At 59.4% G+C, this 13,907-nt stretch carries 15 protein-coding genes, 1 tRNA gene and 1 pseudogene; 7 read left to right on the forward strand and 10 right to left on the reverse strand.

Translation table 11 applies throughout. The features are described 5' to 3' along the window. The first annotated feature begins 119 nt into the window (after positions 1-119). From ON14_RS04730 to ON14_RS16100, 3 genes and pseudogenes are all read left to right on the forward strand, one after another. Positions 120-817, forward strand: a pseudogene (locus ON14_RS04730) (ABC transporter ATP-binding protein). Next, on the forward strand, positions 814-1,692 hold the full coding sequence (locus tag ON14_RS04735; protein ID WP_237719681.1) for an ABC transporter permease: 879 nt from the start codon (positions 814-816) through the stop codon (positions 1,690-1,692). The pseudogene ON14_RS04730 and the gene ON14_RS04735 overlap by 4 nt, the downstream one beginning before the upstream one ends. Continuing rightward, a complete protein-coding gene (locus ON14_RS16100) occupies positions 1,689-2,123 on the forward strand; it encodes an ABC transporter permease (protein ID WP_237719682.1) in 435 nt (144 codons plus the stop codon). The genes ON14_RS04735 and ON14_RS16100 overlap by 4 nt, the downstream gene beginning before the upstream one ends. On the opposite strand, the gene ON14_RS04740 is transcribed toward ON14_RS16100, so the two are convergent. The 8 genes from ON14_RS04740 to ON14_RS04775 all read right to left on the reverse strand — a co-directional run bounded on the left by ON14_RS04740 (position 2,086) and on the right by ON14_RS04775 (position 9,178). Beyond that, positions 2,086-2,505 (reverse strand): hypothetical protein, encoded by a 420-nt coding sequence (locus ON14_RS04740; RefSeq protein WP_010203518.1) that lies wholly within the window; start codon positions 2,503-2,505, stop codon positions 2,086-2,088. The two genes, ON14_RS16100 and ON14_RS04740, sit on opposite strands and share 38 nt — an antisense overlap. Positions 2,506-2,598: 93 nt before the next feature. Further along, positions 2,599-3,270 (reverse strand): hypothetical protein, encoded by a 672-nt coding sequence (locus ON14_RS04745; RefSeq protein ID WP_010203519.1) that lies wholly within the window; start codon positions 3,268-3,270, stop codon positions 2,599-2,601. 66 nt (positions 3,271-3,336) lie between these two features. After that, positions 3,337-3,804 (reverse strand): cupredoxin domain-containing protein, encoded by a 468-nt coding sequence (locus tag ON14_RS04750; protein ID WP_010203520.1) that lies wholly within the window; start codon positions 3,802-3,804, stop codon positions 3,337-3,339. A 314-nt stretch (positions 3,805-4,118) separates the two neighbouring features. Continuing rightward, on the reverse strand, positions 4,119-5,555 hold the full coding sequence (locus ON14_RS15635; RefSeq protein ID WP_141629948.1) for an excalibur calcium-binding domain-containing protein: 1,437 nt from the start codon (positions 5,553-5,555) through the stop codon (positions 4,119-4,121). A 727-nt stretch (positions 5,556-6,282) separates the two neighbouring features. Beyond that, positions 6,283-6,354: transfer RNA gene (locus tag ON14_RS04760), tRNA-Arg, on the reverse strand. A 133-nt stretch (positions 6,355-6,487) separates the two neighbouring features. Beyond that, the gene (locus ON14_RS04765; RefSeq protein ID WP_010203524.1) at positions 6,488-7,561 is read right to left on the reverse strand and encodes a CHAP domain-containing protein; all 1,074 of its coding nucleotides are present in this window, start codon (positions 7,559-7,561) and stop codon (positions 6,488-6,490) included. 82 nt (positions 7,562-7,643) lie between these two features. Further along, positions 7,644-8,141 carry an HNH endonuclease gene (locus ON14_RS04770; RefSeq protein WP_010203525.1) on the reverse strand — a complete coding sequence of 166 codons (498 nt, stop codon included), beginning with the start codon at positions 8,139-8,141 and terminating at the stop codon, positions 7,644-7,646. A gap of 335 nt (positions 8,142-8,476) precedes the next feature. Next, a complete protein-coding gene (locus tag ON14_RS04775; protein WP_010203526.1) occupies positions 8,477-9,178 on the reverse strand; it encodes a metal-dependent transcriptional regulator in 702 nt (233 codons plus the stop codon). Positions 9,179-9,218: 40 nt separating this feature from the next. On the opposite strand from ON14_RS04775, the gene serC reads away from it, so the two are divergent. Next, the gene (gene serC, locus ON14_RS04780) at positions 9,219-10,331 is read left to right on the forward strand and encodes a phosphoserine transaminase (protein ID WP_010203527.1); all 1,113 of its coding nucleotides are present in this window, start codon (positions 9,219-9,221) and stop codon (positions 10,329-10,331) included. A gap of 9 nt (positions 10,332-10,340) precedes the next feature. Next, positions 10,341-10,586 (forward strand): DUF2530 domain-containing protein, encoded by a 246-nt coding sequence (locus tag ON14_RS04785; protein ID WP_010203529.1) that lies wholly within the window; start codon positions 10,341-10,343, stop codon positions 10,584-10,586. 132 nt (positions 10,587-10,718) lie between these two features. On the opposite strand, the gene ON14_RS04790 is transcribed toward ON14_RS04785, so the two are convergent. Together ON14_RS04790 and ON14_RS04795 are read right to left on the reverse strand one after the other, a co-directional pair. Next, positions 10,719-11,354 carry a DUF3027 domain-containing protein gene (locus ON14_RS04790; RefSeq protein ID WP_010203530.1) on the reverse strand — a complete coding sequence of 212 codons (636 nt, stop codon included), beginning with the start codon at positions 11,352-11,354 and terminating at the stop codon, positions 10,719-10,721. Then, positions 11,347-11,730: a cold-shock protein gene (locus ON14_RS04795; RefSeq protein WP_010203532.1), complete on the reverse strand. Its 384-nt coding sequence runs from the start codon at positions 11,728-11,730 to the stop codon at positions 11,347-11,349. Before ON14_RS04795 ends, ON14_RS04790 begins: the two co-directional genes overlap by 8 nt. Positions 11,731-11,794: 64 nt before the next feature. Between ON14_RS04795 and ON14_RS04800 the strand changes: the two genes are divergently transcribed. Together ON14_RS04800 and ON14_RS04805 are read left to right on the forward strand one after the other, a co-directional pair. Then, positions 11,795-12,061 (forward strand): hypothetical protein, encoded by a 267-nt coding sequence (locus tag ON14_RS04800; protein ID WP_237719683.1) that lies wholly within the window; start codon positions 11,795-11,797, stop codon positions 12,059-12,061. Continuing rightward, positions 12,048-13,904 carry a helicase-associated domain-containing protein gene (locus ON14_RS04805; protein ID WP_010203534.1) on the forward strand — a complete coding sequence of 619 codons (1,857 nt, stop codon included), beginning with the start codon at positions 12,048-12,050 and terminating at the stop codon, positions 13,902-13,904. Before ON14_RS04800 ends, ON14_RS04805 begins: the two co-directional genes overlap by 14 nt. The last annotated feature ends 3 nt before the right edge of the window (positions 13,905-13,907 follow it).

Genomic DNA, 13,907 nt, shown 5'->3' on the forward strand with positions numbered 1-13,907 from the left:
CGGTTCTGCCCGGCTACGGCATCCCCCGACAGCAGCAGTCACGCGTACTGCGATTGCGGTAGTCAGGTGTCTACCGCAGGCTGATTCGCCGGTTCGCTCGGACGAGGATGCTTGTGGTTATGAAAACGCCCATCATCCGAGTCAAGGATGTCCACAAGTCCTACGGCCGCGGCCCCAACCGTTTCGATGCCCTCAAGGGCGTCTCCTTCGACATCAACGAAGGCGAAAGCATTGCCATCATCGGCAAGAGTGGTTCTGGCAAGTCGACCCTCATGCACGTCCTCGCACTGCTCGATGCTCCGACATCCGGAAGCATTGAGCTTGAAGGCGTCGAGACGAGCACCCTCCACGGCAAGAGCCTCAACCAGGCGCGCAATAAGACGTTCGGGTTCGTGTTCCAGCAGTTCTTCCTCACCGCTAGCTCCTCGGTACTGGAGAACGTGATGTTGCCGATGAAGATTTCTGGCGTGAAGCGCAGCGAACGCAAGCAGCGCGCCCTCGCTGCCCTTGACAATTGGAAATGGCTGACAAAGCCGGTAACAAGGCAGTGAACCTGTCCGGTGGCCAGAAGCAGCGCTCGGTGATTGCTCGCGCTCTCGTCAACAACCCGCGCATCATCTTCGCTGATGAGCCCACGGGAAACCTCGACACCGTCACGGGCGCTGTTGTCGAAGACATCCTCTTCAACTTGAACCGCGAACACGGCATCACCCTCATCGTTGTCACCCACGATGAAGAGTTGGCTGCTCGCTGCGACCGCCGCCTCTATATTCGCGATGGCCTGCTCGTTAACGACACCACGGAGGTGGCCGCATGAAAACCCTCGACCTCTTCACTACCGCGGTAGCAAATACTTTCCGCTCCAAAACTCGAACGATCCTGACCATTCTGGCGATCTTCGTGGGAGCATTTACGCTCACCATCACCAACGGTTTAGGTACCGGAATCAACCAGTACATCGACGACACCGTCACCTCGATCGGCGCCGAAGATGTCATGACCGTCTCCGTGACGCCGGATGCCGACAGCGGCTTCGGCCCCGCCTCAGGGCCCACCGAATACGACCCTGATGCGGTCTCCAGCGGCGGATTCGGCCCCAACGAGGGCGGAACCGTTGTTGCGCTGACCCCCGACGATCTCGACGCGATCGCCGAAGTCGACGGTGTGCTGAGCGTGGAGGCGACCAAGTCGATCACGCCCGACTGGATCCAGTACGGCGGCGGCACCCAGTACGTCACCTCCGTCGGTGGACTCGTTACCGGCCAGAGCGTACAGCTTGCTGCCGGTGCAGAACCGGATGCTGCCTCCGACGCGTTCGAGCTCGACCTCCCTATCTCCTTCGTCGAGCCTTTGGGCTTCGCGGATGCTGATGCGGCCGTTGGCGAAACCCTCACGATCGCCATCACCGATGCCGAGCGCACCCAGCACCTCGTGGCTGCCACCATCGTGGGTGTCGCTGAAGAAAGTGTCGCCGCTCCGGGCGCTGGCGGTCTCGTCGTGAACGCTGCCCTCACCGACAGCCTCTACGACACCCAAAACATCGGCCTGCCGGATGACCAGCTGGAGCGCTACGCCGAGGCGAGCATCCGCTTCGATCCCGCCGCCACCGATGCTGACGTGACCGCGTTGAAAGACGATCTTGCGGATGCCGGTTACACCGGTACGACGGTTGCCGACCAGCTGGCACGGTGAAGACGGTCATTGATGCCATCGTTCTCGTGCTGAACGCCTTCGCCATCATCGCTCTGCTCGCCGCCAGCTTCGGAATCGTGAACACCCTGTTCATGTCGGTGCAGGAACGCACCCGTGAAATCGGTCTCATGAAGGCGATGGGAATGGGCAGCGGAAAGATCTTCGGACTCTTCAGCCTCGAAGCCGTGTTCATCGGGTTCCTCGGAAGCGCAATCGGCGCCGGAATCGGAATGCTCGCGGGAACCGCCATCAGTTCGGTGCTCTCCGGAGCGGTGCTCGCGGACCTCCCCGGATTGACCCTGATCGCGTTCGACCCGCTCTCGATCAGCGTAATCATCCTGGTCGTCATGGGCATCGCGTTCTTAGCTGGCACCCTGCCCGCGGCCCGCGCCGCTAAGGCCGACCCTGTGGAGTCTTTGCGCTACGAGTAAGGAGCGCCACCGCGAGGCCGCCGATTAGTGCGAAGCCCTGAGCAACGACGGCGATTACCTTGTCGGAGTACCAGACAGGTTCGTAGATGACGGGAAACCCGATTGCGCTCAAGTCCAAAGGAACATAAACCGATGCCACCAAGAGTGCGAGGCCGCCCGCCGCGATCACCGCAACCACTAACCCGGTCCACCAGCGGTACACCGCCAGGATCAGGACGGCCGCGAGGATATTCACCACGCCCTGGATGCGGAATAGTGCACCCTGGCTAACGAGCGAGCCGACAATGGCATCGAACGGAGTCGCTAGAACGAAGTGCACGTAGGCGTTAACCAGCAACGCGAGTGCAATCCAAATCCGCGCCGCAATACTGAAAATCTTCATGTACTTGCCCTTTCCCTCAACAACTTCCCGGAAACGCTGAAACCGGCGGGGAGCGATTCGTTCGCTCCCCGCCGGTTCATTCGTGCTGTGGTTTTACTGAATACCCTTGTTGGCTGCAATTCCGCCAGCGAGAGCTGTTGCCGTCATCGGCATGTGTCCAGCAGCTTCCTTCAGCAGTGCGAAGTAGGCAGGGTCACCGGCGATGTTGGCGTCAATTGCCGCGACGAGCGAAGTGGCGTGCATCTCGAGCTCAGCCTGCACTGCCTCAGCTGGCAGTTCAGGAACAACAGAGTTGATCAGCTGGCCGAACGACACTGCGTAGCCACCCAAGTCTGACATTGCCTGTTCGATGCCAGCCTCGTCACCGGTTGCCTTAGCGACCGCGTAGTTCACGAAGAACGGGATGTGTGAACGCCATGAGTCGAGGAAAGGCTGCTCAGCGTCGGGGTAGGCCGAGCCCACGAGGGCTGCGATCTCGACCGAGTTGCTGTCGAGTGTCTCGACTGCTCCGGCAACATCTGCCGTCGTAAGGTCGCCACCATCGGCGAGCGCCTGGTCAATTGCTGCACCGGCGAGGTAGACGTGGTCAGCGAGCAGGGCGGTTAGCGATGCACGCAATGCGGAGCCGTCGCTGTTTACGGTGTCCACGACCATCGAAGAGCTGCTCTCGTCAGTGGCGGCCGGAGCCTCTGTAGCTGCTGAGCAGCCCGTAAGTGTGAGTGCCGCTGCGAGTCCGAGACCGGTGATTGCTGTGAGTTTACGCATTGTTTCTTCTCCTTGTTGATGTTTTGTTGGTGGTGCGTCGTGTTGTGAGTTGTGTCGTGCTGGTTCTTACGGTTCGACCGTGACGGTTGCGTTCATGGTCAAGTGCGGTTGGCAGTAGTACGAGTACTCGCCGGGTTCGTCGAAGGTGTAAGAGAACGTGTCGCCCTCTTGGCCCTTGGGAGCTAGGTCGTGGTCAAAGAGGCCGTCGGGTGTTTGCGTACCGCGGAGACCCGTTGACTCGTTGACGTCACCCCAGGCTCCGGAGGTCACGGTGTGGCCGATGGTCTCGCCGTTTTGCCACGTAACCGTCGTGCCGACCTTGACGGTGAGGTCCTTCGGCATGAACTTCAGGCCGATCGTCGTAACAACGTTTTCGCCGGCTTCGACAGATTGTTCGGTCCCGCTCGTCTCAGACGGCGTCGTTGCAGACGGTTGAGAACCTGCGCATCCCGAAAGCGCAATGAGAAGTGCTGGCAAGATGAGCGCACCTGCGAGGGTGGCTTTCGGTGCCCGAAATGTTCTGGTGAGTGACATGTAGATGATTCGGTACCCAGGGCAAATTGGTTTGGTATCAATTTCTGAGCACGAAAAAACGGACCACGAGAGGGGGCTCGAAGGCAGAACCCCGCTCAGGCACACACCGCTGGACGAATTTGCCGCGCGGGCTAGCCGACGACGCGTCGCGCCCAGTGTCAATATCCCGATCTTCAACGGCATCGACACGCCGACTCCTGCGGCGCTCGGCCTCCACGCCACATTCGCGCTATTAGACGCGGGAGAGTTCGCTCCGTGGCCAGGTTGCTTCTACCGAACAAGACTCCGGGACACGATGGAATCGCTCGATTTGACTACTCGCAGCCAATCCCATCCCTGTCACGATCCAAATGGGTGCCGTAGCCGGGGTCCCCTCGGTACACAGGGGCCGCGCCGGCCGCCCGCGCGGCGGTGCAATTCTTGTAGTAGGCGCTAGGCGCGTACACGCGTGGCTGTTCAGAATAGTGCGACACGCTCTGCGTCGACGTCGCAATGGTGCCTGCGGGTATCGACTGTGAGACAACCACGCCATATCCCGACCCTGACCCAGCAATGCCCGCTTCGGTAAGCACTGCGTTCGCTGTCGCCTGGTCCAGACCGACGATGTTGGGCACTAGGAGTTCTGCGACGCACGTAATTGCGGTTCCGAGCGGTACAGGAGCGCCTGCGCCGGGAACTTGGCGCGTGACGGTTCCGCTTCCGCTGCAATCTGATTTCAGACGTGCCCCTTCGAGGCCAGCCGTCGCCGGCGTCGCGGTCGCGGTCCCGGTCGAAGATGCTCCTGGGACGTGATGCAGGCCGATGAGATTCGGCATCGGGGTACTGGGCCATTCCACATCTAAACTCACAGTCGAGCCGCAGAGCGTTGGGTGTCCGACAGCCGGTACCAGGCTTCGCACTTGCCAAGCTCTGGTCTCCAGAGCCGAGGGCAATGCCTTTCCTGAGATCAGCGCAGGATCCGGCGTGAACGTCGCGGTCACGCGGTGGCCCAGTCTACAGCCGTCAGCTGTCTGTTCGAATGCACTCAGCGCCTGACCAAGCTCGCTTCCGATCGGGGTGGGCACTGTGGTTAGCGGCACTGTGATCGCCAGGCCAACTATCGATGACGACCCATACATCGCCAATGCCCTTTGGTTTTGATTGCAGACGACCCAATCATCGCCGGGTGTCCTCTTTGCATCTGTAAGGACACCGGCAGTGACGTCGTAGGTAAATCCTGTTTCCTTCGTGAGTTGGTCCGAAATCAATGCCGCTTCGCCGCCGGAGAAATCCTTCGGCACACACCACGTCGAAAGTGTTTCGTCATGGAAGCAACTACTCTCAAGCAACTCCCGTGCTTCTGCGACCGACATACCGACCACATCAGGAACCAGTCGCTTGTCGGGCTCGACCGTCAAAGCGATGACGGTGTCGTCCGGAACAACACGCGTTCCGGCGGGAACTTTCTGCGCGGAAACCACATAACAGCTCTGGCTGATCGTCTCGTCTGGCGCTTTGCCTTCGTCTACGCCGAGCCCAAGACTCTCAAGCGCCGCAATACTCCCGGGCCACGAGGCTCCGACGAGGTCAGGGATATTGACACGCGTCGAGTCCCAAGTCGCATAGCCGCCCAAGGCGCCGGAAAGTGCGAGTACTGGCACCATCACGACAACCGGGATGAAAAGCTTCCCGCGACGGAATCGCACCCCTTGCAAGGCGGCCATAGACAGCAGCGCATCCAACCCTGCTTTATTGAAGTTTCGCAACGCCATTCTCGAAGTATGCCCTAAAACAACATCGTCACACAGTAGGCAGCGAGAAACCGTCCAGGTACGCCACCCGCCCCTCTCTGAATTGCTCTGGGAATCGTGTCCCTAGCTTTCCACTTGGGAAGCGGCCGCTTTTACCGCTGATTCGAGCTCAGCGTGTTTCGCGTGTTTGGCGTCGATCGAGGGCAGCCTAGTTGACTCTTTTGTCCTGCCCTACGAGCTAGTCACCTTGACGATGTGGAGTTTCGAGTCGCGCTGGAAGACTGCGAGGCGCTCCAAGAGCGTTCTATTCTGAGCTCCGAGCCCGCGCGGTGGCGCTGTGAAGCAGGCGGGCAGGTAGACAGTTAGGCAGTGGCAAATCTGTCACCACAACCGCAACTGAGATCGGGATAAGGCATTCGTGTGGACATAACTGGATCCGTCAAGATCAAGTGAATCAGGGGGTACCGGTCCACGGTCACAACAGCAGAAAGCGCCGAGTTGCGACGAGCTCGAAAAAGGATCCGCCTGCGCGAGTCGGAGGTCGAGATCCTCACGACGGCCCCCGTGCTTCCGGCGGAGGATAAGCCACGCCCACCGGGGTTCGTCCGTTTTCACAAATGGAAGGTGCGTCTACAGCCGCGGCGTTCAACGACACGAAACGGTTGTCGATCGCAGCCGATGCGCTTGAGGATCAGTCTGATAGCCAGAACCCCGGCGTTTCCTCGGGAAACGCGACACTGGACAATTGTGCCCCTGGAGGGATTCGAACCCCCAACCTGCTCCTTAGGACGGAGTTGCTCTTCCGTTGAGCTACAGAGGCTGGCGATACGAGTGTAGTCGAGTCGCGACCTAGAGGCCGGAGACATTCGGTTCGACGTTACGGCGCATGGCGACGGCTGCGCCGACGAACGGCGGGACCGTGACGTGCAGAGCGATTTCAGGTCGGGCTTGAGCTACTGCCCGGGTGGGTAGAGGAACGCCTCGACGGCCGTAGCAGCAAGCACGCGCTGGCTGTAAACACGGTTCACGTAGTTGTACTCTTCAAGCAAAACAGTGCCATCGGCGTTAATTGCTTTGACATAGGCAACGTGGTTGTCCCAGCCGAACCAGGCAACAGAACCCACAACGGGTGTTGCACTAACGGTCCACCCGTGGGCATCCCACGCAGATTTCCACTGCGAAGCGTTTCCACCGTTAGGGGTGAGGTCAGACCAAGCCCAACGGAAAGGAGCTGAGAACGATCCAGCATCGCGGTTCAAGCGCCACGCGACGAAGTCGGTGCATTGGCGGTAGTAATAGTTGAGGGGCGACAGGTTATAGCCTGCGGTCGCCCACGGGTAGTCGTCGCCAAGCACACGAGCACCCGATGCCGCATAAGTCGCGTTTGCTGAGGCAATTGCCGTCTGCTGGCGAATCAGAGCCAAGTCTTCGGGCGATGTCGCCTCAAAATGCTCGCGCTCGACTTCAGGAAGTGCGAGATCTGCGCTAACGGTGATCGACTGCGCGCTAGCCGGCACTACATCGGCGACCGATGTTGAGGCCACAGCAGAAACCTCTTCAGAAAGAAAACCACTCTGCCCATAAGCCGGTAAGCCAGCAACAGCAAAAAGTCCGCCGATAACGGCCATAGACGCCATAGCGCGCATCGGATTGCGACGCACCCGCTTCGGTGCCGCAAAGACGCGGGGCGCGGCGACAGAAACATTCACAGCCTTCGCTATGGGGTGCGCAAGAGCAACATCTGAACGCAAGACCGCGGCCGGAGCAATCGGAATCTCGGGCACCGCCACTGCTGCGGATGGCGTGACTGTCGACTTTGCCACCGCTGGTGCCACTACTGCAGCAGGTACAACTGCCGCAACCTGCTGCTGTGGTGCCGCAACAGCCTTAGCGACGACGTGCTTAGCCTCTGCAGCTTCGCGAGCTGCACGAGCTTCGCGGCGAGAGAGAAAGACTGGTGCATCACTGGTGGCTTCGCCCGCGGGGACGCCAGCGGCATCCGAGCTATCAGAAGGCGAGCGAGACAAACGGGAACCTAACAGTGGAGCGCAATCGAGGACTCGCTAGGGCAAACCTCGAGCAACGGGAATAATCACAACAGCATAACAGCTATGCCGCTGGCGCCAAATATTCTTCCCAATCTGGGAGTGCCCTTTCAATTCCCCTTACCAACCACGCGCTGGTGTGCGGCGGGCGCGGCTTGATCCGCAAACGCCACTGCATCTCTGCCGGAGTGCGATTGCTCTTCACGTTGTTGCAGCGCAGGCAGCACGCCACCAAGTTTTCCCACGACGCCTCTCCCCCGCGCGACCGCGGCAAGACATGGTCGATCGTGTTCGCTGCACCGCCGCAATAGCCACAACGGTGACCATCACGCCGCAAGACTCCCCGGCGTGAGACCGGCAATCTGCGTGTAGAAGGAATGCGAACGTAATTTCGCAGAATAATCACCGACGGGCGATCCCACGATCCACTTGAGCCCCACACAGGATGCTCTGAATCGGCAGCAATAATCGTTGCCTTCTGATTCAGTACGAGCACAATCGCTCGCTTGAAAGACACGACCGCGAGCGGCTCGTAGCCGGCGTTCAATACCAAAGTGCGCATTCTCATCCTCTCGAAAGAGCCTGCACGGCTTGCAGGCAATCGACTTCCTTGAGGCTCAATAAATGGGAGGCAGAAAACAAAAAGGCACCGTCGTAAGACGATGCCTAGTGATTCAGTGCGCGAAAACTGCCGCGCACAAGACTGCTGTGTCGTATGTAGAAGTGGGCACGCGCATCCACGGTTTGGATGCTGCGCCTACCTAACATGCGATTCTCCGGTTCATTCGTGAACTCCAAGGGCTATAGGCTAACCCAATTTTTCACGCATTTCGCACGCGGGCGCGCCGCAGAGAATGACAAGACGGTAACGCCCCGATGAACAGCAGTTTCAGCGAACTAGACGACGGGCTTTTCGACAAAAATGTGAACCGCTACCTCGTTGGGCAACTCAAGGCCTTCGCCGAATCCCTCAACGGTGACGGCGACATAAGAATCAGCGGCAGAAAAAGTTGCCATCTTGCCGGGCATCACACCGGCGTTGAACAGCTGCTGCAAAAGTTCAGGTTCGAACTGCACAGGTTCACCCAGTCGACGAATGCGGCCGTCAACTGGCGCGGTCGTCTGAGCCACCAACTCGACAATATTGACCATCCCCGCGCTGAAAGAGGGAGCAGCGGTGCCACCCAACTCTTCTAAACCAGGAATCGGGTTGCCGTAGGGCGACTCAGTGGGGTGATCAAGCATTTCGATGAGCTTGCGCTCAACCTGCTCGCTCATCACGTGCTCCCAGCGACAGGCTTCATCGTGAACAAGCGCCCAGTCGAGGCCGATGACGTCGGCGAGCAGTCGCTCAGCGAGGCGGTGCTTGCGCATTACATGCGTAGCGCGGCGGCGGCCCTCTTCAGTAAATTCGAGGTGACGGTCGCCTTCAACAACGACAAGGCCGTCACGTTCCATGCGGCCGATAGTTTGCGAAACGGTTGGCCCAGAGTGGCCGAGCCGTTCAGAGATGCGAGCCCGCAACGGGACGATGTTCTCTTCCTCAAGGTCGAGAATCGTGCGCAGGTACATCTCGGTGGTGTCAACGAGATCGGTCATGAAATAAGACTAGCCCGAATGGGCCAATAGAATCGTACGTATGGCAAGCCTGACGATTCCCACTGACCTCCTTCCCTCCGATGGACGATTCGGAGCTGGCCCTTCCAAAGTTCGACCGGAACAGATCGAGCACCTCGTCTCAGCCGCACGCACAATCCTCGGCACCTCCCACCGTCAGGCTCCCGTGCGTGACCTTGTAGGCCGCGTACGTGCTGGCCTCGGAGACCTCTTCCAGGTTCCCGAGGGCTACGAAGTAGTACTCGGCAATGGAGGCTCGACTGCCTTCTGGGATGCCGCAGCCTTCGCCCTCATAGAACGCCGCAGCGCCCACCTCGCCTTCGGAGAGTTCGGCTCCAAGTTCGCAAAAGCCGCCGCAGCACCCCACCTCGAATCGCCTCACGTTGTCAACGCCCCGGGCGGGTCGCTCGCTGAACTCGACGACATTAATGGCGCTGACGTATTTGCTTACCCTCAAAACGAGACCTCCACAGGAGTGATGGCGCCCGTGCGCCGCTTCGACGACAAAAACGTACTCACCGTCGTTGATGCCACAAGTGCAGCCGGCGGCATCCAGTTCGATGCCAACCAGGCCGACGTCTACTACTTCGCACCACAAAAAAACTTTGCTTCGGATGGCGGCCTCTGGATCGCCCTCTTCTCCCCCGCTGCGATCGAACGCGTCGAGCGCATCGCGGCGAGCGGGCGTTACATCCCCGAGTTCTTGTCGCTCAAGAATGCGATCGACAATTCGCGTCTCAATCAGACCCTCAACACCCCGGCGCTCAGCACGCTGCTGCTGCTCGAGAACCAGATCGACTGGATCAACGGCAACGGTGGACTCGCCTGGGCGGATGCCCGCACCCGCGAATCGTCGTCGGTGCTCTATGACTGGGCTGCTGCCAGCGACATCGCCACCCCATTCGTCACCAATCCGGAGCACCGCTCGCAGGTCATCGCGACAATCGACTTTGACGATGCGATCGACGCCGCGGCAATCTCCAAAACCCTCCGCGCGAACGGAATCGTCGACACCGACCCCTACCGCAAGCTCGGTCGCAACCAGCTGCGCGTAGCTACTTTCGTTGCCATCGAGCCGGATGACGTACGCAAGTTGGTCTCATCGATCGACTATGTGATCGCCAACAGCAACTAACCTGAGGCCATGCGTATCTGGCTGAAAGACTCGGAGCGACGGCCCGATCCTGAGCCAGTCGAGACCGATGACCGCAAAGCGATGCTCGTGGGCATTGTCGTGTGGGTCGTCGCCCTTGCCGTATTGCTGATCTTTATCGAGCCGCTTGACGCTGCCGGCAACCTGTGGTGGCTGTGGGCAGCGATCGCCGGTCTCGCGCTCGGACTAATCGGGCTGCTTTATACGCACGTGCGGCGCAAGAAAAGCTCGCGCTAATCGCGGAAACGGTTGAACGCCAGGTCGGCCGATCATCCAGGCGATTGATTTCCCAGACAGGCAATCCCTTGACATAACCGACTCGCCGAGCAGCTCGACGCTGAACGTCTGCGGTTCGTCGCGAGCTACGCGCTATTCGTCCTCGTCGTCGTCGTCGCTGTCGTCGTCATCGCTGTCGTCATCATCATCGTCGTCGTCGTCGTCAGACTCTTCGTCGTCGTCGTCAGCATCGTCGTCATCGTCAGAGTCGTCGAGGTCGTCGACGCTTACGCCTTCGTGGTCTGCGGCGCGGAACGCCCCAGAATCGTAATCGTCGTCGTCGCTGTCGTCATCGATGTCTACACCGTCGAGATCTCCCCCGTGCAGCACAGGAGAGTCGAAGAGGTCGTCATCGTCGAGGTCATCGTCTGAGTCGTCATCGCTGACCGCGTCTTCTGGGTTCGACTTCTCAGCATCCGCGGCTTCAGCAACTGCCTGGGCAGCTTTGTAGTCAGCAAGGCGTTCAGACCACGGCACCCAGTCCGGCGAAAGCAGTGCGCCCTCGGCCGGCATAAGTTCCGCTTCAAGAACCGTCGGTTCAGCGCCCTCAATGTGCGCGATGCTGACAGTCCAATTCCAGCCAGGGTAGCCACGCATGGCCGAAGCGAAGATCACCGAGACGGTGCCATCGCTTTCGACCTGCTCACCAACGAGCGCACCAATCGAAGCGTCGTCAGTGATCTCGAGGAGTGCTCCCCGAGCGAGCTTGTCGTACTGGCTATTAGGCATCTAGTTCGTCCGCTACCTTTCGCAGCATTGAGGCAATTTTGGCGCCGTGCGCCTTGTCGGGGTAGCGACCTCGCTTGAGACCGGAACCAATGCCATCCATGAGCTTCACCAGATCTTCAATGATCACGGCCATGTCATCGGCTGGCTTGCGGTTGAGTTTGCTCATGCTTGCCGGAGCATCCATGACTCGAACCGAAAGAGCTTGAGCGCCCTTTTTGCCGTCAGCAATACCGAACTCTAGGCGGGTACCCGCCTTTATCCCTGTCGTGCCAGCAGGCAGCGCAGAGGCATGCAAGAAGACCTCTTGGCCTTCATCACTCATGATGAAGCCAAAACCCTTCTCGTCATCGTAAAATTTAACCTTGCCGGTAGGCATGGGCATGCTCCTTTGTAATCGTGACTCAAGCTTAGAACGTTTGTGGGCGGGTATCCTTGTCTACGTGACAAATCATTCAACCGAACGCGACCTTCGTATCGAGCGTGTGCTCGCCTACCTCGTCGCCATTTCGATCGCACTTGCCGTGATCAGCTTTGTCACCGTAGTTGTTGCCACGGCAGCCGGTCTCAGCGATTTCGACACAGGTGCGTGGCCCGCAGTCATCACTATGCCCTACTTTGCTCTCCCGTTGGGTGTAGCTTTCATCATCACTCTTCTGGTGCTGAACGGGCGCCGCCGCCAACGTGAATACAGGAATGGCCACAATTAGTGACGCTGCTCTTCTGCTCGCAGCTCAACTGCGCGCACTAGACGATAGTCAACTCCTTCAGTTGTTGCGTGCTCGTGTGGTGCGCAGCAACTCTGTCAGCGACTTTTTTGACCTTGCGGATGCCCTGCAGCAGACGACATCACTTGAGCGCGTTTTTCGTACCCTTGACCGCCCTACGCTCGCGACTCTGGCGGTCGTTGCGGATACAAATTCGCTTACAGCAGACGAAATTGTTGCCGCGCTTGGGCGCTTTGGAACGGATGTTGTTGCGGTAAAGTCGCGCCTTGACGTGCTTGTTGGCTACGCACTGCTGATCTTCCGCGATGACCGCTACAGCGCTCCTGACGGCGTGACGGACCATTTGGCGGGGTGGCCGTTCGATGGCCTTCCCAGCACCGGTGAGCTGCTCGACACGCCTCCACCATCGACGCTCACCTCGGTTGAGCCTTCAGAGCGTGAATCTCTCGACCGCATTGCCGCCGAGAATGCGTTTTCGACAACCAATGAGGTTACTGAGCTTCTCAACCAACTGCGCATCTCCCCGGTTCGCGATCTTGCGCGGGGCGGAGTTTCACTGCCTGACTCTAAGCGGCTGGCCGTGTCGATGACGGTTCCGCTCGAGAAAATCGCCGGTCTCGTCGATATTGCTGAGCGTGCAGGTCTCGTGGCCACGACGGATGCCCAATGGATGCCCACGGCTGACGCCACAGAGTGGATGGCGCGCTCCGCAGACGAACGCTGGTTGCACCTTGCTGTGGCCTGGCATGACGGCGTCCCTGACGACATCCGCACCATCTTGTCTGACCGCACTCACAGCTTTTGGGGTGACGGGGTTGAAGACTATGTTCGTTGGCTGTTTCCGGCGGGCGTTGACTGGATGCTCGAAAAGTTGCGTCGCTATAGTCGCGATGCGCAATTGCTTGGAGTGACCGCTGAACGGCTGCCGAGCAGTGCAGGGATTGCACTTCTCACTAGCACTCCGGCGGAAGCGGCCGCGGCGATGGCTTCGCAGTTTCCCCGGGAAGTGCACCACGTTTATGTGCAGCCCGATCTGACAATCATTTCGCCCGGACCCTTGGCACCTCAATTGGATGCTCGCCTGCGGGTTATTGCCGATGTTGAAACGCGAGCTCTGGCATCCACCTATCGCATCTCGCCGTCGAGTCTTCATCATGCGATGACGCTCGGGGAAACCCTCGAGGGTATGCGCGAGTTTTTGACCGAGATTTCGCTGACCGGGGTTCCGCAGCCGGTTCAATATTTGTTGGCTGAGGCAGCATCGCGGCACGGGTTGGTGCGAGTTGGTTTGCACGGCGCGGTTGGCAGCTACATCACGTCACCCGACTCTCTTCTGTTGCAGTCGATCGCCGTCGACCCCAACTTTGGTCCGTTTGGGCTGCGTCATGAGGCCGATCGTTTGGTTTCTCGGTTTGGTGTTGAGCAACTATTTTGGGCGCTCAGCGATGCCCGGTACCCTGTTGCGGCCGAAGATCGAGACGGCAAAATCTTGTCCCTGCGTCGCGACCAGGTGAGCGAGGCCCACCCGTATGAGCCAGAGGATGCTCAGCCTGAGCAATTGCTGGCGAAGCTTCGCGCCGGTCAGGGCGGGGCCACCGGCGATGAAGATCAGGCGTGGCTTTCACGACAAATCGAGGTCGCTATTCGCAACAAACTGTTGCTGAAAGTGACGGTGAAAATGCCTGATGGTCGCGAGGTCATTTACACCCTTGAACCGTCGACAGTGGCTGCTGGCCGGATGCGCGGCCTTGACCGTGCGGCCGACATCGAACGCACTCTGCCGCTAAAGAGCATCATCGGGGTCGAGGCAACGACTGAACGCTAAGCA

Source organism: Salinibacterium sp. PAMC 21357 (assembly GCF_000247645.1).
Classification (GTDB): Bacteria; Actinomycetota; Actinomycetes; order Actinomycetales; family Microbacteriaceae; genus Rhodoglobus.